The organism is Herbaspirillum rubrisubalbicans, from assembly GCF_003719195.1.
In the GTDB taxonomy this organism is placed as follows: domain Bacteria; phylum Pseudomonadota; class Gammaproteobacteria; order Burkholderiales; family Burkholderiaceae_D; genus Herbaspirillum; species Herbaspirillum rubrisubalbicans.
In genome coordinates this window covers 4,404,387-4,422,810 of the sequence record NZ_CP024996.1, presented here as the reverse complement: position 1 = coordinate 4,422,810, position 18,424 = coordinate 4,404,387, and the positions used below count along the sequence as shown (strand labels likewise).

General features: G+C 64.2%; 19 protein-coding genes. All 19 read right to left on the bottom strand.

Annotated features, from left to right (window positions below; all coding sequences use genetic code 11):
• Positions 1 to 4: 4 nt before the first annotated feature.
• The gene (locus RC54_RS19650; RefSeq protein WP_061788693.1) at positions 5 to 448 is read right to left on the bottom strand and encodes a hypothetical protein; all 444 of its coding nucleotides are present in this window, start codon (positions 446 to 448) and stop codon (positions 5 to 7) included.
• A gap of 40 nt (positions 449 to 488) precedes the next feature.
• On the bottom strand, positions 489 to 1,733 hold the full coding sequence (locus RC54_RS19645; protein WP_061788694.1) for a beta-ketoacyl-ACP synthase: 1,245 nt from the start codon (positions 1,731 to 1,733) through the stop codon (positions 489 to 491).
• Entirely contained in the window at positions 1,730 to 2,467 is a 738-nt protein-coding gene (fabG, locus tag RC54_RS19640; protein ID WP_058896577.1) for a 3-oxoacyl-ACP reductase FabG, read from the bottom strand. Before fabG ends, RC54_RS19645 begins: the two co-directional genes overlap by 4 nt.
• Positions 2,464 to 2,937, bottom strand: a complete 474-nt coding sequence (locus RC54_RS19635) for a hotdog family protein (protein ID WP_058896576.1) — start codon at positions 2,935 to 2,937, stop codon at positions 2,464 to 2,466. Before RC54_RS19635 ends, fabG begins: the two co-directional genes overlap by 4 nt.
• Positions 2,934 to 4,133: a beta-ketoacyl-[acyl-carrier-protein] synthase family protein gene (locus tag RC54_RS19630; RefSeq protein ID WP_061788695.1), complete on the bottom strand. Its 1,200-nt coding sequence runs from the start codon at positions 4,131 to 4,133 to the stop codon at positions 2,934 to 2,936. The genes RC54_RS19635 and RC54_RS19630 overlap by 4 nt, the downstream gene beginning before the upstream one ends.
• 13 nt (positions 4,134 to 4,146) lie before the next feature.
• Complete coding sequence (locus RC54_RS19625) at positions 4,147 to 4,722, bottom strand: DUF3261 domain-containing protein (protein WP_061788696.1); 576 nt, start codon at positions 4,720 to 4,722, stop codon at positions 4,147 to 4,149.
• Positions 4,719 to 7,130 carry an MMPL family transporter gene (locus RC54_RS19620; protein ID WP_061788697.1) on the bottom strand — a complete coding sequence of 804 codons (2,412 nt, stop codon included), beginning with the start codon at positions 7,128 to 7,130 and terminating at the stop codon, positions 4,719 to 4,721. Before RC54_RS19620 ends, RC54_RS19625 begins: the two co-directional genes overlap by 4 nt.
• Complete coding sequence (locus tag RC54_RS19615; protein ID WP_058896572.1) at positions 7,123 to 7,746, bottom strand: outer membrane lipoprotein carrier protein LolA; 624 nt, start codon at positions 7,744 to 7,746, stop codon at positions 7,123 to 7,125. Before RC54_RS19615 ends, RC54_RS19620 begins: the two co-directional genes overlap by 8 nt.
• The gene (locus tag RC54_RS19610) at positions 7,743 to 8,207 is read right to left on the bottom strand and encodes an acyl-CoA thioesterase (RefSeq protein ID WP_061788698.1); all 465 of its coding nucleotides are present in this window, start codon (positions 8,205 to 8,207) and stop codon (positions 7,743 to 7,745) included. Before RC54_RS19610 ends, RC54_RS19615 begins: the two co-directional genes overlap by 4 nt.
• On the bottom strand, positions 8,200 to 9,780 hold the full coding sequence (locus RC54_RS19605) for an HAL/PAL/TAL family ammonia-lyase (protein ID WP_061788699.1): 1,581 nt from the start codon (positions 9,778 to 9,780) through the stop codon (positions 8,200 to 8,202). The genes RC54_RS19610 and RC54_RS19605 overlap by 8 nt, the downstream gene beginning before the upstream one ends.
• Complete coding sequence (locus RC54_RS19600) at positions 9,767 to 10,735, bottom strand: LpxL/LpxP family acyltransferase (protein WP_061788700.1); 969 nt, start codon at positions 10,733 to 10,735, stop codon at positions 9,767 to 9,769. Before RC54_RS19600 ends, RC54_RS19605 begins: the two co-directional genes overlap by 14 nt.
• On the bottom strand, positions 10,732 to 11,508 hold the full coding sequence (locus RC54_RS19595; protein WP_061788701.1) for a glycosyltransferase family 2 protein: 777 nt from the start codon (positions 11,506 to 11,508) through the stop codon (positions 10,732 to 10,734). Before RC54_RS19595 ends, RC54_RS19600 begins: the two co-directional genes overlap by 4 nt.
• A complete protein-coding gene (locus tag RC54_RS19590) occupies positions 11,505 to 13,280 on the bottom strand; it encodes an ApeI family dehydratase (protein ID WP_061788702.1) in 1,776 nt (591 codons plus the stop codon). Before RC54_RS19590 ends, RC54_RS19595 begins: the two co-directional genes overlap by 4 nt.
• Complete coding sequence (locus RC54_RS19585) at positions 13,273 to 13,839, bottom strand: COG4648 family protein (RefSeq protein WP_061788703.1); 567 nt, start codon at positions 13,837 to 13,839, stop codon at positions 13,273 to 13,275. The genes RC54_RS19590 and RC54_RS19585 overlap by 8 nt, the downstream gene beginning before the upstream one ends.
• A 4-nt stretch (positions 13,840 to 13,843) precedes the next feature.
• Positions 13,844 to 14,122 (bottom strand): acyl carrier protein, encoded by a 279-nt coding sequence (locus tag RC54_RS19580; RefSeq protein WP_123020484.1) that lies wholly within the window; start codon positions 14,120 to 14,122, stop codon positions 13,844 to 13,846.
• Positions 14,123 to 14,157: 35 nt separating this feature from the next.
• Positions 14,158 to 14,436, bottom strand: coding sequence for a phosphopantetheine-binding protein (locus tag RC54_RS19575; RefSeq protein ID WP_061788704.1), 279 nt, complete (start codon positions 14,434 to 14,436; stop codon positions 14,158 to 14,160).
• A 3-nt stretch (positions 14,437 to 14,439) separates the two neighbouring features.
• Positions 14,440 to 15,228 carry a lysophospholipid acyltransferase family protein gene (locus RC54_RS19570; protein ID WP_058896564.1) on the bottom strand — a complete coding sequence of 263 codons (789 nt, stop codon included), beginning with the start codon at positions 15,226 to 15,228 and terminating at the stop codon, positions 14,440 to 14,442.
• Positions 15,221 to 16,021 carry a beta-ketoacyl synthase chain length factor gene (locus RC54_RS19565; RefSeq protein ID WP_244216387.1) on the bottom strand — a complete coding sequence of 267 codons (801 nt, stop codon included), beginning with the start codon at positions 16,019 to 16,021 and terminating at the stop codon, positions 15,221 to 15,223. Before RC54_RS19565 ends, RC54_RS19570 begins: the two co-directional genes overlap by 8 nt.
• Positions 16,022 to 16,528: 507 nt before the next feature.
• Positions 16,529 to 18,058 carry a methyl-accepting chemotaxis protein gene (locus RC54_RS19560; protein ID WP_164471229.1) on the bottom strand — a complete coding sequence of 510 codons (1,530 nt, stop codon included), beginning with the start codon at positions 18,056 to 18,058 and terminating at the stop codon, positions 16,529 to 16,531.
• Positions 18,059 to 18,424: the final 366 nt, after the last annotated feature.

Genomic DNA, 18,424 nt, shown 5'->3' with positions numbered 1-18,424 from the left:
GCGCTTATTGGCCCAGCTTGACGATGTCACCCTTGAGGGCGACACCGGCCATGGTGGCACCGGCGTGGCATTCGAACTCGGTGGCGCTGGCCATCTCGTTCTTCTTGTAATAGCTCACGATGTTGACCACGGCATTGCCACCCAGCTCCTTGGCCTTCTTGTGCAATTGCACCAGCGCCGACAGGAAGACCCACTTGCAGGCTTCTTCATCGCTCTTGCCCACCGCGTTGGTCTTCTGGTTGGTGACATCGGTGGAAATCTTTTCCAGCACCGCAGGATGCGCCTGGCTGGCGAAGTAGAACTTCACCGAGCCATCCAGGATTCCATCCTTATCCTTCATATTGCTGGTGCTATCGAGCGGCAGCAGATGCTTGGTGTCGCGCACCTGGGCCGGCAGAGCGGCGGCGAGGGCCAGAGTCAGGGTGACGGCGAGGGAAATATGCTTCATATGCTTTCTTTTCCTTATAGTGAGGGGGCTACTTGCCGGCTCACGGCCAGCGCTTGAAGATAAGCGAGGTATTGATACCGCCGAAGGCGAAGTTGTTCGACATCACGTATTCGCACTCCAGCGTCCGTCCGCTGCCGGTGAGGTAGTCCAGTTCACCGCATTCGGGGTCGGGCTGCTGCAGGTTGATGGTGGGGGCGAACCAGCCGTGGCGCATCATTTCGATGGATAGCCAGGCTTCCAGCGCACCGCAGGCGCCCAGGGTGTGACCCATGTAGCTCTTGAGCGAGCTGATGGGCGTGGCCGTGCCGAAGATGCGCGCGGTGGCCTGGGTCTCGGCCACATCGCCCTGGCGGGTGCCGGTGCCGTGGGCATTGATGTAACCGATGGAGGAGGCCGGCAGGGCGGCATCGTCCAGCGCCATCTGGATGGCGGCCTGTATGGTGGCGGCATTGGGATTGGTGACGTGGGCGCCGTCGCTGTTGGTACCGAACCCGACGATCTCGGCGTAGATCCGGGCACCGCGGGCCTGGGCGTGGTCCAGATCTTCCAGGATCAGGCTGCCGGCGCCTTCGCCCAGGACCAGACCGTCACGGTCGCGGTCGAAGGGGCTGGGGGTGAGCTGGGGCGTGTCGTTGCGCACGCTGGTGGCGTACAGGGTATCGAACACCGCCGCTTCGGTGGCGCACAGTTCTTCCGACCCGCCTGCCACCATCGCCACCTGGCGGCCGCTGCGGATGGTCTCATAGGCGTAGCCGATGCCCTGGCTGCCGGAGGTGCAGGCGCTGGAGGTGGTGATGATGCGGCCGGTGATGCCGAAGAACACACCCATGTTGACCGGCGCGGTATGGGCCATCATCTTCAGGTAGGTGTTGGCGTTGATGTCGCGGGTGTTCTTTTCGGCAAACATCATGGCGAAGTCGGCAATCGCATTGGGTGTCCCGGCCGAGGAGCCATAGGCGATACCCAGTTGGCCGCTTTTCAGCAGGGCATGGTCCAGCAGCCCGGCATCGGCCAGCGCCCATTCGCTGGCGCGGGTAGCCATCAGGGCGACGCGGCCCATGCTGCGGGTGGTCTTGCGGTTGTAGCGTTCGGACAGTGAAAACTCCACCGCCGGCGCCCCCAGGCGGGTGTGCAGGCCGACGTATTCGTCCCAGCCCGACATGCGTTGCACGGCATTGGTATAGGTCTTCAGATGTGCCAGCGCACTGCTCCAGTCGGTGCCGATGGGGCTGATACCGGCCATGCCGGTGACCACCACGCGGCGCTCGGTGATCTGCCCACTCATGCCAGACCTCCATTGACCGAAATCACCTGGCGCGTGACATAAGCAGCATCCGGCGACATCAGGTAAGCCACTGCGGCAGCCACTTCTTCGGGCTTGCCGGCACGGCGCGCGGGGATCAGCTTGAGGATCTCTTCCACCGGCGCCTCTTCGGTCATGTCGGTCTCGATCAGGCCGGGTGCCACGCAGTTGACGGTGATGTCGCGCTTGGCCAGTTCCAGCGCCAGCGCCTTGGTGGCGCCGATGACGCCGGCCTTGGCGGCGCTGTAGTTGACCTGGCCGCGATTGCCGATCAGCCCTGATACCGAGGCCAGGGTGACGATGCGCCCCGGTGCCCGTCGCCGCACCATCGGCATCACCAGCGGGTTGAGCACGTTGTAGAAGCCATCCAGGTTGGTGCGCAGCACGCTGTCCCAGTCTTCGCCGGGCATGGCGGGAAAGGCGTTGTCGCGGGTGATGCCGGCATTGCAGACCACGCCGTAGTAGCAACCATGCTGTTCGATGTCCTCCAGCAGCACTTGCGAGGCCGCTTCACGCTGGGCGACGTCGAATTGCAGCACGCGCGTCTTGCGCCCCAGTGAGGCGATCTCGGCGGCCACCTGCTCGGCGGCCTCGCGTCGGGAGTGGCAATGCAGGACGATGTCATACCCCTCGCGTGCCAGGCGCAGCGCGATGGCGCGGCCGATGCCCCGGCTTGAGCCGGTAACGAAAATGCTGTGTTCCCCCGATGTGGTCATGCCATGCCTTCTTGAAGATAGTGTGTTGCGTCGTGCGGCTGGAACACCGACACGGTGGCTTGCGCCAGTTCTTGTTGCGTTGCCAGGTCGGTGATGCGGCACTCGAAGGAGCCCAGGCCATTGTCCGTCTGCAACAGCAATTGCACCGATACGCTCAGGCGCGTGCCGGTGGCAAATTCCGGGACTGCACACTGATAGCGGCGCGCGCCCAGCAGGAAACCGATCTTGACGCTTCCGCCCTGGCGCAGCGCCTGATAGCCGGCCCAGGCGGCGATGCCCTGGGCCATGTATTCGATGCCGACCCAGGCGCCGACGCCACTACCCTGGTGGAACAGGCTGTCGGGGCGGATCTCCAGTTCGGCTTGCAGCGTCTGCTCGTCCACTGCCACGACGCGGTCGATGAGGATCATGGGCGCGGCGTGCGGCAGCAGTTGTTCGATGGGCGGGATGTCCTGTTGCAGGCTGCTCATGCGACCTCCCGGCGCGAGAACACCAGCGCCACATTGCTGCCGCCAAAGGCGAAGGAGTTCGACAGCACATGCCGTAATGGTCGGCCCAGGCGCTGGCCCAGCACCACCGGCTGCAGCGCCGGCAACGCCGGATCGGCCACGCCATCCCACAGGTGCGGCGGCAACTGGCCGTCCGGGTTGTCGTCCTGCATGAGCAACCAGCACAGGCCAGCCTCGATGGCACTGGCTGCGCCCAGCGTATGGCCGGTGAAGGGCTTGGTGGAACTGACCGGTACATTCAGGCCGAACAGGGTCTGCACCACGTGCGACTCCATCGCATCGTTCTGTGCCGTGGCCGTGCCGTGCAGGTTGATGTAGTCGATCTGGGCGGCCTCCAGGCCGGCCCGGCGCAGGGCCTCGTGGATGGCCAGTTGCGCGCCTTTTCCTTCAGGATCGGGGGCCGAGATGTGATAGGCATCGGACGATTCGCCCCAGCCGCTCAACTCGACGCTGGCCGGTTCGCGGGTCAGCAGGAACAGCGCCGCACCCTCGCCGATGTTGATGCCTTGTCGATGCAGCGAGAGTGGGTTGCAGCGTTGTGCGCTGACCGATTCCAGGGCGGTGAAGCCGGCGATGGTGAATTCGCACAGGGTATCGACGCCACCGCACAGCACGGCATCGCACAGGCCCATGTTGAGCAGTCGTGCGGCGCTGGCGATGGCCTTGCCGCTGGAGGCGCAGGCGCTGGACTGGACATAGGCCGGGCCGCTGGTCCCCAGAGTGAGTTGCAGGGCGATGGCCGGCGAGCCCAGTTCCTGCTGGCCGTAGTGATAGCCTGTCGGGAAGTTGCCGCTGGCGGTGCGCTGGCTGAAGGCGGTTTCGCCTTCGGCGATGCCGGAGGTACTGGTGCCCAGCACGATGGCCAGGCGTTGCGCGCCATAGCGGGCGATGGCGGCATCTACCTGTGGACGGATGCCTTGCAGCGCGGCCAGCGCCAAGCGATTGTTGCGGCTGCGCTCGCGCAGCGGCAGGTGGCTGTCATCGGGTAGTACCGTGTCGTCGGCCACCGCGCCCAGGGCCAGGGACTGGCCGCTGGCGTCGACGTAGCGCGCATTGGCGCGCACGCCGCTGGTGCCGGCCAACAGGCGCGTACGGATCGTACCGTGCGCGCTGCCGAGCGGGCAGACCATGCCGAGGGCGTTCAGATAAAGGCTCATGCGTGTGACGATGTCATTCAGAGGTCACCACCACCGACTGGATGGTCAGTTTGTAGTGGTAACGCAGATTGTTCAGGATCACCTTGCCGCCCCAGGGTTTGCGGTCAGGGTAATCGATCACGGCAATCGTTTCACCGTGGAGCAGGAGAGTACGTTGCCCCTCGGCTTCGCGCAACTCCCATCCTTCGGGAAGGGCCTGGCGAAGCGCCGCGGTCGGCCATAGGGTCAGTTGTACATCCTGCAAGACATCGTCACCCTGCACCTGGCTGGGCAGCAGGGCGTGGCGCCAGACCTGCAACTGCTGCCCGTCGTAATGCAGGGACATGACGCGTTGGCCGAAGGCCAGGCCGACCAGGTCGAGATGGTCGGCGTCGATTTCCAGGGCGGTGTCGAGTTCATCGACGCGGTTGCCGCGCTCCACCTTCAGATGTTGCTGCAGGCTGATGCTCTGGCCTAGCGTGGCCGGTGCCAGGCGCAGTTGCAGGCGCGCCGGGGCTCGCATGTCCGGCTGGGCGGGGCTGGCGCAGGCGGCTAGCAGGGCGGTAGTGAGCAGGGCGGCCAGGGTCAGCAGTCGCTTGCAAGCGGTCATGGTGATTCCTTCCCCGGCGGCACTGCATGAGCGCCCTGGCCGGGATGGGTGAACAAGGGCGCCAGCAGCCACACCAGCAGCATTGCGCACAGCATGGTCAGGCCGAAGGCGTGCAGTGGAGGGCTGTGGCTCAAGGCCAGCAAGCCGAACGACAGCAAGGCACTGGCCGCCGACAGGCCGACCGTGAGCCAGGCGTGGGGGCGTTGGCGGGGGGACGATTCCAGCAGGAATATGCCATAGTCCACCCCCAGACCCAGCACCAGCAAGCCGGCCAGCACGTGGAACAGTTGCAGCGGCTGGCCCAGCCAGCCGAACAGGCCCAGCGTCAGGAACGAGGCCAACAGCGGCGGCGCCAGCGCGCGCCAGGCGCGGCCGCGGTAGCGCCAGCTCAGTAGCGCAAAGATGCCGGCATAGGCCGCCAGCAGCGCCCAGCCCATGTAGATCCGGTAATAGCGCAGCACCGAGGAAATCTCGCCGACCTTGTCTACCCATTGCACACCCTTCAAGCCAGCGGCCGCGGCGGCCAACTGGTCGAGCTGGCGATAGTCGGTCAGGCCGCGCAGGGCGACGATGCTGGCGTAGCTGCCCCCCACCCGGCCCAGCCACAGGTGACGCGAGGCGGCGCCGGCAGGCGTGGCGAGGAATTCCTCCGGGGTGATAGGGTGGGCTTTGTCCAGTAGGCGCTGGCGCAGGGCTTGGGCCCACGCCGGGCTCTCTTCGATGGCGCGTGCGGTGAGGGTGACCGGGTCGGGGGTCTCCCCTCGTGGTTCGAGCAAAGCCTGGCGCAGCAGGGCCAGGTTGTCCTGCTGGCGGCGCTGCGAGGGAACCCAGTTGGAGAGCGCCTGCACACCGTTGATGATCTGGCGATCCAGCAGCGGTTGCAGCTTGCTGCGCAGCGCTTCTTCCTGCTGCAGCACGGCTTCGGCTGACTCCCCTCGCACCAGGTAGAACTGCACGGGGGCAGCCATGTCCAGCAACTGGCTGATGCGGATCTGGTCTTGCAGCAGTTGTGGTGGGCTCTTCTGCAGGGCACGGAGATCGTCGCTGCTATGCAGGCGTGTGATGCCGGTCGCGGCCAAGCCCACCAGGGCCGCCGCAGTCGGCAAGACCAGGTGCCAGGCCAAGCCGCCCAGCAGGTTCGGCCAGCGCAGGATGCTTTGGCCGAAGCGTTGCGCCAGCGGGGTGGCGCGCAGGCTGTGCGGGCCGATCAGTTGCGGGAACCAGCAGGCCACCGTGAGCCAGGCGAACAGCAGGCCCAATGCCGAGAACACGGCCATCTGCTGCAAGCCCGGGAAGGGCGTGGCGGCCATGCCGAGATAGCCGATCACCGCCGCCAGCAGCATCAGTGCCAGACCCGGCAGCAGGCGTCGCAGCAGAGTGGGGGAATCCAGCTCGGCGGGCGCGGCCAGGCGTGCGCACAGGAAATAGATGCCGTAATCCTGGGCGATACCGATCAGGCTGGCGCCGAACACCAGCGTGAGCAAGTGGATTTGCCCGAACAGCCACATGCTCACCGACAGCGCCCCCAAGCAGCCCACGGCAATGGAGGTGGCGATGTAGAGGATGGGCTTGAGCGAACGGAAACTCAGCCACATCAATAGCAGGATGCCTACCAGCGAACCGGCGCCGATGGTGGCGCTCTCGCTGCCGGCCTGGGCGCTGGCGGCGGCGGCGTGCAGCACGACGCCGCCGGTCAGCACCTGATCCGCATGGGCCAGAGCGGCCTGTCTGGCGCGTGCCAGCAGCGGCACCACCTGTTCTTGTGCCTGCATGGAAAAGGCTGGGGCCTTCAGTTCCAGCAATAGCAGGACGTAGCTCACGCCATCGCGTTCCACGAAGAGCTTGCCGTCGCGCGGACGCACCGGGGTTTCGCGTGCGCGTTCCTGCACCCAGTCGCCAAACAGACTGAAGGGATCATCCTGCCAGGCCCCCAGGCGCGGGCCGCCAAAAGCACCATACAGACTTGCCAAGGCGCGCTGGCTCCATTGCTGCGGGCTCCAGCTGGCCAGTTGCGCGCGCTGGGCATCACTGAGCAGCACGGCGCGGCTGCGCTCCAGGCTGTCCAGCCACTGGCTCTGGAGCTGAGCGGTGTCGTCATTGATCGGCGCCAGCAGCTTGGCGTAGGGACGCAGCAGTGCGAGATAGGCATCGGCACCTTGCTGTGCGCGTGCCCAGTCGCGGTCGCCGACCAGTACCACCACTTTTTGCTGGGCCGCATCGACCATGTGGGTGAAGGCTTGCTGGCGTACCGCATCGTTGCCGCTACTGGGCAGCAGCGCCAGGATGTCGGTATCGGGACTGGCTCGCTGGCCCAGCCACAGCCAGGCGTTATGCCCGGCCAGCAGCAATACCGCCAGCAGCCAGCCCAGGGCAAGCAGACCTGGCAGGGAGCGGCCCGGCTTAGTCAAACAGCGCTCCTTCTTCTGGCGTCATGGCGCCTTCACCGGTCTTGATGCCAGAGAAGCTGAGATCGGTGCGGTCGCCGCTGGCTTCTTTCATGCTGACCTTGTCCACATAGGCGGCGCCGGCCAGGCTGATGTCGCCGATGGCCTTGGCCAGGGCTGGCTGGCGTGCCTTGAGGGCGACCTGCCAGTGGCCGTCGCGCAGGGTGCCGTCGAGTTCGAAGAGATTGTCCAGTTGGCTCAAGTCGCCGGCCAGCAGGGAAAAGAGCACGCTGTTGATCATCTTCACCACCGGCTCTTGTTGCGCATCGAGTTTCATGGCCACGCGGCCATCCTGGATCTGCACGATGGCCTCGCGCGTGATGCGCAGGGTGTTGGGGAAGGGTTGCAGCGTCTGCCACAGGATGCCGCGCCCCTTGACCACGCAGAAGCGTCCATTGGCCTGCAGCGGTTTCTTGATGCCGGTCAGTTGCTTGGTCTGGTCGAAGCGACCGCACATCACGGCCGGCTTGGCCAGGGTGGCCTGTATCTGCTGCACGGGGGCGCCGGCGTGGGCCGCGGGCAGCGCTGCCAGCAGGGTGGCGGCCAGTGTCAGGGAGGACAGGTAGGGGCTTGCGTTCATGGTGCAGGAAAATCCAGTCCGAGCTTGTGCCACAGTACCGGCGGCGATACGAAGCACATCTCGTGGTTGTTCATCTGTACCGCCACCTGGACGGTGGAGGCGCGGGTCAGTCGAGCGCCGCTGACGGCGTCGCTGATGAGGTAATCGATCTTGAGGCGGTGTTCCCATTCGACGATGGCCGCGCTGACCCGGATGCGCTGGCCGAAGCGAGCCGGCGCGGCGTAGCGCAGGTGCAGGTCGATCACCGGCCAGCCATAGCCGGAGGCCTTCATGGCCGGATAGTTGTAGCCGATGCCGTCCAGCAGGGCGCAACGCGCGTTTTCCATGTATTGCACGTAGCGGCCGTGCCAGACGATTTCCATCGGGTCCAGGTCATAGAACTGGATCTGCAATTCGATTTCGCCCTGCCAGGGGGAATTGGCCAGGGTGAGCTTGCCCGCTGGCAGGAGGGTGTCAGTCATAGAGCGTCCAGGCCTGGTCGCGGATGCGTTGCAGCAGCAGGCGCAGGTCCGGTTCCAGCATACGGTCTTCATCGACCACGGCAATGTCCTGTGCCAGTGCGGCCTGCATCGCCGCCAGGCGGCCCGCAGGCAGATCCTGCAGCGGGGTATCGCTGGCTTGCTGGCGCTGGTTGCGCAGCCAGACGCCCTGGCGCACCGTGATCAGCAGGGCGGCGGCCACCTGTTCGGTCAGTTCCAGCACGCGCAAGCAGTCGCGGGCGGCGATGGTCCCCATGCTGACCTTGTCCTGGTTGTGGCATTCGGTGGAGCGCGAGAACACCGAGGCCGGCATGGTCAGCTTGAGTGCTTCGGCAGTCCAGGCCGAGGCGCTGATCTGCAAGGCTTTCAGGCCGTGGTTGATGGGCGCGCGCGCGCCGCTGGCCCCGGACAGGTTGGCCGGCAAGCCGTTGTTGTAGCGCGGGTCCACCATCAGCGCCATCTGGCGATCCAGCAGGTCGGCGATGTTGGCTACCGCGGTCTTCATACTGTCCATGGCAAAGGCGATATGGCCGCCGTAGAAATGGCCACCATGCAGCACGCGCTCGCCATCCGGGTCGATCAGGGGATTGTCGTTGGCGCTGTTGAGTTCGTTTTCGATGAACTGGCGCAACCCCGGCAGGGCATCGTTGAGCACGCCGATCACGTGCGGCGCGCAGCGCACCGAATAGCGGTCCTGCAAGCGTTTTTCGTTACGGTGCGCCTGGTCGCACCGCAGGTCGCGCTGCAGCCAGGCCGCCACCTGCTGCTGGCCAGGATGGGGCTTGGCCGAGAACAGGGTGGCATCGAAATGGTGGGCATTGCCATCCAGCGTAAAGCTGCTCATGGCGGTGATGCGGGTGGCCAGTTGGCACAGGTAGCGGGCGCGGTCGAAGGCCAGGCAGGCCAGGGCAGTCATGACGGCCGTGCCATTCATGATGGCCAGCCCCTCCTTGGGGCGCAGGCGCAGCGGCGTCATACCGGCTGCTGCCAGCGCTTGTGCTGCGGGCAGGATCTGCCCTTGGTGCCAGACTTCGCGTTCCCCGCACAGCACGGCAGCCAGGTAGGACAGCGGGGTCAGATCGCCACTGGCACCCACCGAACCTTCGCAGGGGATCCGTGGCAACAGGTCGTGTTGCAACAGGCCGGTGATCTGTTTCAGCAGGGCTACGCTCACGCCCGAGAAACCCTGGCACAGCGAATTGAGGCGGGCCGCCAGGATGGCGCGCGTTTGTTCCGGCGTAAACAGCGCGCCCAGGCCGCAGCCGTGGTAGGTGTAGAGGTGATGCGGCAACTCCGGCACCAGCTCGGGCGGGACCGTCACGGTGCAGGAGTCGCCATAGCCGGTGGTGACGCCATAGATGGTGCCATCCTCGCGCAGCAGGCGGTCCAGGAAATCGGCGCCGCGGGCGATGCGCGCACGGAACTCGGTGGCCTCATGCAGTTGCGCGCCGCGCTTGCGCCGGGCCAGCGCTACCACCTCCTCGATGCGCAGCGACTGGGCGCCGAAACGGATCGGGGAACTGCTGGCCAAAGAGGAAACGTCAGTGTGAAGCATGGTGTTCGTCCAGGGCCGAGTCGGCCCAGAAATCATAGAAATTGAACCACTGGTAGGGCGCCTGCAGGCAATGCGCCTGCAGCCGCGCAGCATAGTCGCCGGCCAGTTCGGCCAGCACCTGCTCACGCTGTTTGCGCGGCAAGGTGATCTGCTGGCGAAACGTCTCGAAGGCCACTTCCGCGCCGCTGGCGGTACGCCGCGAAAACATCAGGTACACCGGGCATTGCAACAGTGCGGCCAAGACATAAGGACCGATCGGGAAAGGCGCGCGGCGGCCCAGGAAGGACGCTTGCGCCACACGCGGCTGCGGCGAGACTGGTACGCGGTCGCCGGCAATGACCACGAATTCACCCTGCGCCACCTTCTCAGCCAGCATCATCGCAGTGGCTGGTGACATCTCGGTGACCTGCAGCAGGTTCAACTGGCTGCCGGGATCGAGCTGGGCCAGCATCTGGTTGAAGGCCTGGGCATGGCGCGTGTGTACCAGCACGGTCAGCTTGAGCGCCGGATGCTGGCGACCGATCACGCGGCATAGTTCGAGGTTGCCGAGATGGGTGCAGATGATGAGTCCGCCGGTTCCGGCGGCGATGGCCTCGCTGATGTGCTGGCTACCGCGCAAGTGAACGTTTTTGATGGGGAACAGGCCACCCCATAGCAACATCTTGTCCAGCAGGCTTTCGCCGAAAGCGGCGAAGTGAAGGAAAACGCCCACCAGCCCGGTGCGCAAGGGCAGTGCCGGGGCATAGTGGCGCACCTGCGCCAGGAACTCGCGTGAAGCCTGCCGGGCCCGGCCATTGGCGGCGATGTACCAGCACAGTACGGGATAGAGCATCAGCCGGAATGGCAACCGGCCCAACAGGCGATAGACCGCGAACAGCAAGCGCATCCCGGCCACGAAGCTGACTTCGTTGATCTGCGCCCAGTGGCGCGCGCGCTGTGATTGTGATGGCTTCATCGGCGGCTCCCGGCCAGCCGACGCCAGGTGCCTCGTACCAGCAAGAACGGCGCGCGCGGCAACATGCCCAAGAACAGGCGCGTATGCATCCCCGAGATGCGCACATTGTCCTGCCACACCTGGAAATGCGAGACGCCATCGGCGGGATAGCGCACCCGGGTGGCCAGGTTGTGCACGCGCACGCCGCGCCAGAACAGGCGCACCAGGATCTCGGTATCGAAATCCATGCGGCGACCGATGTGGGCGCTATCGATCAGGCGCAGCGTGGGCAGCAGCGGATAGACCCGAAAGCCGCACATGGAATCGGCGATCTCCAGCGACAGGGTATTGATCCAGACCCAGACATGGGTCAGGTAACGGCCATAGAGGCGGCCTTTGGGCACGCTCTGGTCATAGATCGGGCGGCCATTGATGACAGCCGTTGGCGCGGCTCGCGAGGCCGCCAGGAAACGCGGGATGTCGGCACTGTCGTGCTGGCCGTCGGCATCGATCTGCAGCGCGTGGGTATAGCCCTTGGCTGCGGCGTGGCGCAGGCCGGTCATGACGGCACCGCCCTTGCCTTGGTTGTGGGGGTGTACCAGCAAGCTGACGTGCTGCGCATCGGCCGCAGCCAGTTGCTGTAGCACCGCCGCGCAGCCGGGGCTGCAGCCATCGTCCACCAGCACGCAGGGCAGGCCGTGGCGGCGCACTGCCTCGACCACGGCGCCGATGGCGTGTTCGTGGTTGTAGACCGGGATCACCACCACGGTCTTGTGCAGGTCGAGCGCGCTCATGCTGGTCCTAGCTGGAAACGTCCGCTGGCGTGCTGTCCACCTTCGGAATACAGGCGGAAGGACAGCACGGCCTTGGCGGCATCGTAATGCAGGTCCATCAGCACGCGCATTCCGGGGGTGATGACGCGCTGGAACTTGAGTGCGTTCAGGCCCAGAAAACGCGGTGGCAGCGTGAAATAACGCCGTCCCAGCAGCAGCGACCAGTCGGTCTGCACCACCCCCGGCAGGATGGGCGAGCCGGGGAAGTGGCCCTGGAAGTACAGCAGGTCGGGCGGGATCTCCAGCGCCAGCTGGACTTGATCGGCGGCGCGTTGCAGTTCGGTCAGGCGCGGCAGGGTGGGGGCGCGCGCGGCGCTCGGTGGTGGATTCTCCAGCAGCGCGGTCAGCGCCGACAGGGTGAGCTTGCCTTGCGCGTTCACTGGCATGGCGTCCAGATAGCGCCACAGGCGCGGCAGGGCGATGGCTTCGATGGCACCGGCCAGCACGCTCTTGAGCGCGCCATTGAGGGTCAGCTTGCCTTGGGCTTGCAACAGGGCGCGCCCGCTGGCGCTGGGGACCACGAAGGCGGCGATGAACTGGCGTGCGCGTCGACCCTGGTGGACGATCACGCGCACCTCGGCCACCAGCGGGCTGGCAGCCAGTAATTGTTCGATGCGGGTCAGCGAGATGCGTTTTTCTTCCAGCTTGACGATGCGGTCGCTGCGCCCGCGCAGTTCAAAGGCACCAGCTATCTCTTCCACCAGTACGGCACGGTCGGCCAGACCGAACCAGCTGCGATCGGGTAGGTGTGGCGAGCGTACTTCCAGCTCGCCGCTGGCGCCGATGCGTACCTCCACGCCCGGCATGACCTGCCAGTGCTCGCGCCGCAACGCGGGATCGGATTCGGGCTGACGCCAGGCAATGCCTCCGGTTTCCGAACTGCCATAGATTTCCAGCGGGCGCTGGCCCAACGTGAGCGCTGTATCGCGCGCCGCCTCGGCCGGCAGCGGGCCACCGGAAGAAAAGATGGCGCGCAGTTGCGTCACCTCGGGTTGGGTAGCCTGTTCCGGCAGGCGCTTCAAATGGGCCGGGCTGGACAGCAATACCCATGGTCGCTGACCCACCAGGCGTTGCAGGTCTTCGGGGAAGAAGGCGCTGCCAGCCTGTATCGGGCGACCGGCGCACAGTGCCCATAACACTTTGAATAGCAAGCCGTAGATATGCTGGTGCGAAACGGTAGAGATGATGTCTGCCTGGCCCAGGCGCGCGCCGAACAGGGTTTCCAGCGTGGCCACTTCATTGGCCATCTGTGCCAGTTGCTTGGGAATGGCTTGTGCTGCGCCGGTGCTGCCGGAGGTATAGACCACCAGTGCCGGAAAATCGCCGCGCAAGGCCGGCCAGGGGGCAGCTTCCTGCTCATGCGGCGCATCCTCGGTGGGTTGCAAGGCCGGGCAGTGCGAACCGAACTGGCCGAGGAAGCCATCGACTTCACCTTGTAGCTGGCGGCAGGTCTCGGGCAGGGCGTCGCTGGGCAGGTAAGTGGTCTTGCCGGCCAGCCAGGCAGCGAACAGGGCAGCAGCAAAATGCAGGGTGTCGTGATGGAACAGGGCGAAGCGCTGGCCCGGCGTTTCCTGCAGCAGTTGTTTCCAGCGCAGTAGTTCGCAGCGCCAGGCGGCATGGGTGACGGCCTCGCCATCGCGCCAGCCGATCACGCGTGCGGCGTCGAAAGCCTGGAAGGGAAGTTGCAGCAGGTCCAGCGGGGCGGCGAGCTGTACCATGCCGGCCTCACGCATGATGCTGGCGCCGCACGTGCAGGCGCACCAGGTATTCGCCGGCAAACAGCAAGCCCATGGCGAGATAGGAAATCACGCCCGTGTACATCGACCACACGATCGGCGAGGCCCACAGGGCGGTGCCCAGGGCGATGCTGCCGTTGAGGGCGAAGAACAGGCACCAGACCTGGGTCACGCGGCGCGTGTAGGCGATGGCAAACAGCGGCAGATCGGGCGAGCTCAAGCGCGCCATGCGTTCGATCACGGAGGGCGGCTTGTAGAGGCTGTAGCCGAACAGTGCCAACATGCCGGCGCTAATGGCCACCGGATAGAGTTTCAGCGGCAGTAGCGCATTCCAGTACAGGGCGGGCGCGGCCAGGGCCAGCGCCGCCACCCCCATCCAGCGCAGCGGGCGGCCCACGCGTGCGGTGAACAGGCGCACAGCGGCGATCAAGACCAGCAGCAAGGCCAGCGTGCGCGGCTCGACGCGGCCGTGGGCGTACCAGATCAGCAGGGGATAAAGCAGGATCAACAGCGGGCCGGCCAGGGTGGCCAAGCGGGACATCGCGGGCGGCTTCATGCGCTCACGCGTGCGCCTGTTCGCTTATCAGGCCGGCCAGGATCTCCACCACATCCTGCACCGTGCGCACGCTGCGGAAGACCTCCGGTTGGATGCGCTTGCCGGTGGTCTGGTTGAGCTTGACCACGATATCCACGGCATCGATGCTGTCGATGTCCAGGTCGGTATAGAGATTGGACTGGGGCGTGATGCTGGCTTTGTCGAGCTCGAACATCTCGTGCAGCATATCGACGATCCACACGGTGATTTCGTCCTTGGTCATGTCAGATGTGAGAGTGGTCATGATGTGCTTCTCTTGCGGGTGGCTTGGCGTGTTTGTCAGGTGGCGGATGCTGCTGCCTGATTTTGGTGACTGGCCACCAGGGCGGCCAGGGACTGGACCGAAGCGAAATGCTTGCGGGTTTCCTCGGAATTGGCCGCGAGCTTGATGCCATAGCGCTTTTGCAGGCTCATGCCCAGTTCCAGCGCATCGATGGAATCCAGGCCCAGGCCGTCGCCGAACAGCGGCGCGGCGCTGTCGATGTCTTCGGGTGTGAGGTCTTCCAGATCGAGAGTCTCGATGATGAGTTGCTTGATATCGTGTTCCAGCGCTTGCATCGCTTATTGTTCTTTCATGAAGTACTGTTGCAGGTAAGTCGTCAACTGGCGTGCGGCCAGCGTGGGGTTGTGGGCACCATGAGAAAGTTCATCACCGATGACGCGATCAAGATGGATGTCCTCGCCGATATGCAGCCGGAAGTGCGCCCGGGTCGGCGGTACCTGCCACCATTTCTCACCCTTGCTCAGCGTGCCGGGCGTACAGCGGATGCGCACCGGGGTGATGGCACACTGGCCGCGCACGGCCACGTTGGCGGCGCCGCGCTTGAGGTTGATGTCGCCATTGCTGGGGGTGCGCGTGCCTTCCGGGAAGATGATCAGGTTGCCGCCTGCGCGCACGGATTGGATGCAATCGTCGATCAGGTCTGGCCCCTGGTCATTGCTGATGTAGCCCGCGGCGCGGATCGGCCCGCGTGTGAAGGGGTTGCGCCACAGCGCATTCTTGACGATGCAGTCGGCGTGGCGCACGAAGGCCATCAGCAACACCGTATCGATCAGTGTGGGATGGTTGGCGAGGATCAGCAGGCCATTGCGGTTCAGGCGTTCCAGACCGGTGATTTCGTAGCGGATCACGCCCACCATGCGCATGAGTTCGACGAAGGCGCGAAACGCCAAGCGGATGATGTGGCGAGCCCACAGCACGCGTTGCCGTGCGTTCCGTACCAGCAACTGCAGGATGGGGAAGATCACCAGCCGCAGCAGCAGCCCGCCCACGCCGAAGACGGCGAAGCACAGGCCCGTGGCCAGCACGCGCCAGCCACGGTCGAGTTGCGAAAGGTGGCGCTCAATCATGCCGCGTCCAGTGCCAACGGCGACCATCGGCCTGGCGTTGCAGAGTGGGGCGGCCATGGTCGAGGAAAAAGCGCAGCACGGCGGCGGCACCGCTGGTGTCGGTGCAGGCAGCCGCTGGCGTAGATGCCAGCGGCTCGGCCGGTTGCCATTGTAGCGACAGCGTGGGCAGCGCCGCGTGTTCGTCGGCCGCCCGCATCAGCCAGGACCAGCCGCAGGGTTCCTCGCGTTCGTCGGCATAGTCGGCAAAAATTTCCGGCAACGGCGCATCGGCCACCACCATTAGGACTTGCCTTGCCCCATCGGCAAGCAGCCCGCAGGCTTCGATGACGGCCTGTTCTACCGTGCTTTGTCCGGCCGCCACGGCGATGGTATTGGCCTGGCTGCCACGGGCGATGGAAAACAGGCCAGCGTTGGCGTTGTGCACCGAGAGGCTGAAGGCGGTCGGCGACATCGGTGCGGCCTCGGCCAGTGCCATCTGCAATTCCACCGAACGGGCGCACTCGCCATGACGCGAGGCGAAGATCACGGGGATGTCGCGCGTAGAAAGTGTATCGGCGTCTGGGTCGGCAGGGGCAAGGGGGGCCAGGGCGGCGTAGGCAGTTTCAAGCGCCAGTTTTCCTACCGGGCTGGTGCGCCGGCGCAGCATGGGCGGCATGACCTTGACTGCCGGTTCTCCCGAACCTGCCGCCTGGCGATCACCCCGGATCCATTGTTGCCAATCTGCTGCAGATTCGATTCCCGGAACCCACTGCGCATGTGACGCAACTGAAAAACTGACATCCCCTGAAAACATATCTTCAAAAGCCCGAAGGCTTCTTTTCGGCGTTGTAGTGCACTGGATTCCCTCGTTTGCCCAACTTTCTGCGCACGCCGAGTACGGACCGTCAAGGAAGTAGGCTGTCTTTTATTGATTTGCAGCGTTAATCCAGTGTCGTAAATGGTTACATTTTGTAAGCGGGGTAATGGTACGACAAAACCCTATTGAATTAACACGAAATTTTCATACAAAAACGCGGAAAGCCACACCCACCGAGACTATCCGCTGTGCGGGCGTTGTCGTTTCGGTACGTTTTTCGTCGTGAATGTTGGAATCGGACGTGCTTTTTTTTGTGCCTGATTCTCTAATTCCCCAACAAAACATGCGCGTGGTTGGTAGGGGCGGGAACGAGAATTGTGTTGCTGGAAAGATAATGTTGTGTGGGGCAGGGCGTGCGCGTCGTGCTTTCCGACCAGCGCATTCAAAGTCATGTAGGTAAGCAGTCGCAGTATCTGCCCCTCCTCACCCGCCCCGCAACTTGACTTACATCTCGATGACCAGTGCGGAGTGCTCAAGCGGCAGCTTGAAGTCGCTGATCACTTCAGCCAGCACGACCGCCTGCTGGTTCAGTTGCAGGGTCGCAGACGTGGTTTGCTCCACCAGTGCCGCATTTTGCTGCGTAGCTTGTTCGAGCTGGGAGATCGCCGCATTCACCTCGCCAATGCCGCGACTTTGTTCTTCGGCCGCCACAGAAATCTCGGCGATGGTCTTGCGCACCAAGTCGACGTTCTGCACCACGTCCCGAATGATCTTGCCCGCGTCGTTGACCAGGCTCATTCCGCCACCGACCGCCGACATTGAGGCATTAATCAGGTCCTTGATTTCGCGTGCTGCGGTGGCGCTGCGCTGGGCCAGTGTGCGCACTTCCGAGGCCACTACCGCAAAGCCGCGGCCCTGCTCGCCAGCACGCGCTGCCTCGACCGCCGCGTTCAGCGCCAGGATGTTGGTCTGGAAGGCGATGCCGTCGATGACGCTGATGATGTCGGCGATGCGTCGGCTGGCTTCATCGATACGGTTCATCGTCTGCACCACATCGCCCATCACCTGACCACCTTGCTGGGCCACGTCGGACGCCTTGCTCACCTGGTGGTTCGCCGAACGCGCAAACTCGGCCGATTGCTGGGCGGTGGAAGCGATTTGCTCCATTGCGCTGGCGGTCTGCTCCAGACTGGAAGCTGCTTGCTCGGTGCGGGCGCTGAGGTCGCTATTGCCCGCGGCAGCCTCACTGCTGGCCTGGTTCACCGACATGGCGGCTTGGCGTGACTTGCTGACCAGCGAGCGCAGTGATTCCTGCATGTTGCCCACGTTGTTGAGCAGGGCCGCTAGTTCCGAACGCCCTTGCGCCGCTGGCACGCTGGCCGTCAGGTCACCGGCGGCGATTCGCAAGGTCAGGGTCTGCATCTCATGTAGCGGCGCGGCGATACTGCGGGTCAACAGCCAACCCAGCAGGATGGCGCAGACAATGCTGGCTGCCGTCGCGCCCAGCAGCACCAGACGAGAGCGATCCAGGGCAGCGTCGATCTCGCCGCCCAGTTCGTGGGTGCGTTTCTCCTGATAATGGACGAGATTGGTGCCCTGCTTGATGTAGGCCGTGGCGATCGACTGCATGTCTTGTACCAGTTGCGCGCGTGTGGCGGCATCGGCTCCGACTTCCTCCAGCTTTTGGCGCACGACCAGATAGCGCTTGCGTTCTTCGCCCATGCGCTGGAGGATGGCCTTGCCTTCCTCGGTCTGGTCAAGTTCGGTGTAGCGCTTCTGGATTTCGGTAGTGCGCTTGACCAGGTAGGCCATGTCGTCAGAAAAGAATTTCAGCAGCGTGTCGTTGGCGGTCACCCCCAGTGCCAATGCCCGCGCCACGTTGACAACGATGTTTTCCCGCCATTCCTTAGCCAGCGACAGCCGCTCGGCCTGCTCTTCTTGAAGAATATCGTTAGCCTGACCCACCGCACGGAGCTGCCCCAGCATGACCAGCAGCATGGCCACCATCAGTCCCACGATCACTGCGTAACCCAAGGCCAAACGCCTTCCCACCGACAACTTGTGCAATAACGACATACCTACCCAACCCCTCTTCATGAAAAAACAGAGATTCCTGTTTTTGAATATCGGTTTGACCCCCAAACCTTAAGTCACTTGGTGCGGTGAATTTACGCCGTAATCATTTAGTTCGTTGAATGTATTTCTTTACGGTCGTAACTTATTTTTGTTGCGTGCTGATTATATTGAGCCGGCCGATGATCTGGAAGGCCCATTACACCGTTCCAAGCAGCAATTAATGAAATAGTTGCGCGCAACAATAACAATCGTTGACTTTAATTTAACAAGGCTGGCGGAGAGGGAGATATTCCCCGTTTTTTTTAAGTATTTTCTTTAATTTTT

Bases quoted from the DNA above. Each gene is read 5' to 3' on its own strand.
- RC54_RS19625 (WP_061788696.1), bottom strand. From the start codon at position 4,722: ATGACCGCTTGCAAGCGACTGCTGACCCTGGCCGCCCTGCTCACTACC.
- RC54_RS19610 (WP_061788698.1), bottom strand. From the start codon at position 8,207: ATGACTGACACCCTCCTGCCAGCGGGCAAGCTCACCCTGGCCAATTCC.
- RC54_RS19585 (WP_061788703.1), bottom strand. From the start codon at position 13,839: ATGAAGCCGCCCGCGATGTCCCGCTTGGCCACCCTGGCCGGCCCGCTG.
- RC54_RS19595 (WP_061788701.1), bottom strand. From the start codon at position 11,508: ATGAGCGCGCTCGACCTGCACAAGACCGTGGTGGTGATCCCGGTCTAC.
- RC54_RS19580 (WP_123020484.1), bottom strand. From the start codon at position 14,122: ATGACCACTCTCACATCTGACATGACCAAGGACGAAATCACCGTGTGG.
- RC54_RS19605 (WP_061788699.1), bottom strand. From the start codon at position 9,780: ATGCTTCACACTGACGTTTCCTCTTTGGCCAGCAGTTCCCCGATCCGT.
- RC54_RS19600 (WP_061788700.1), bottom strand. From the start codon at position 10,735: ATGAAGCCATCACAATCACAGCGCGCGCGCCACTGGGCGCAGATCAAC.
- RC54_RS19590 (WP_061788702.1), bottom strand. From the start codon at position 13,280: ATGCGTGAGGCCGGCATGGTACAGCTCGCCGCCCCGCTGGACCTGCTG.
- RC54_RS19565 (WP_244216387.1), bottom strand. From the start codon at position 16,021: ATGTTTTCAGGGGATGTCAGTTTTTCAGTTGCGTCACATGCGCAGTGG.
- RC54_RS19615 (WP_058896572.1), bottom strand. From the start codon at position 7,746: ATGAACGCAAGCCCCTACCTGTCCTCCCTGACACTGGCCGCCACCCTG.
- RC54_RS19650 (WP_061788693.1), bottom strand. From the start codon at position 448: ATGAAGCATATTTCCCTCGCCGTCACCCTGACTCTGGCCCTCGCCGCC.
- RC54_RS19575 (WP_061788704.1), bottom strand. From the start codon at position 14,436: ATGCAAGCGCTGGAACACGATATCAAGCAACTCATCATCGAGACTCTC.
- RC54_RS19570 (WP_058896564.1), bottom strand. From the start codon at position 15,228: ATGATTGAGCGCCACCTTTCGCAACTCGACCGTGGCTGGCGCGTGCTG.
- RC54_RS19645 (WP_061788694.1), bottom strand. From the start codon at position 1,733: ATGAGTGGGCAGATCACCGAGCGCCGCGTGGTGGTCACCGGCATGGCC.
- RC54_RS19635 (WP_058896576.1), bottom strand. From the start codon at position 2,937: ATGAGCAGCCTGCAACAGGACATCCCGCCCATCGAACAACTGCTGCCG.
- RC54_RS19630 (WP_061788695.1), bottom strand. From the start codon at position 4,133: ATGAGCCTTTATCTGAACGCCCTCGGCATGGTCTGCCCGCTCGGCAGC.
- fabG (WP_058896577.1), bottom strand. From the start codon at position 2,467: ATGACCACATCGGGGGAACACAGCATTTTCGTTACCGGCTCAAGCCGG.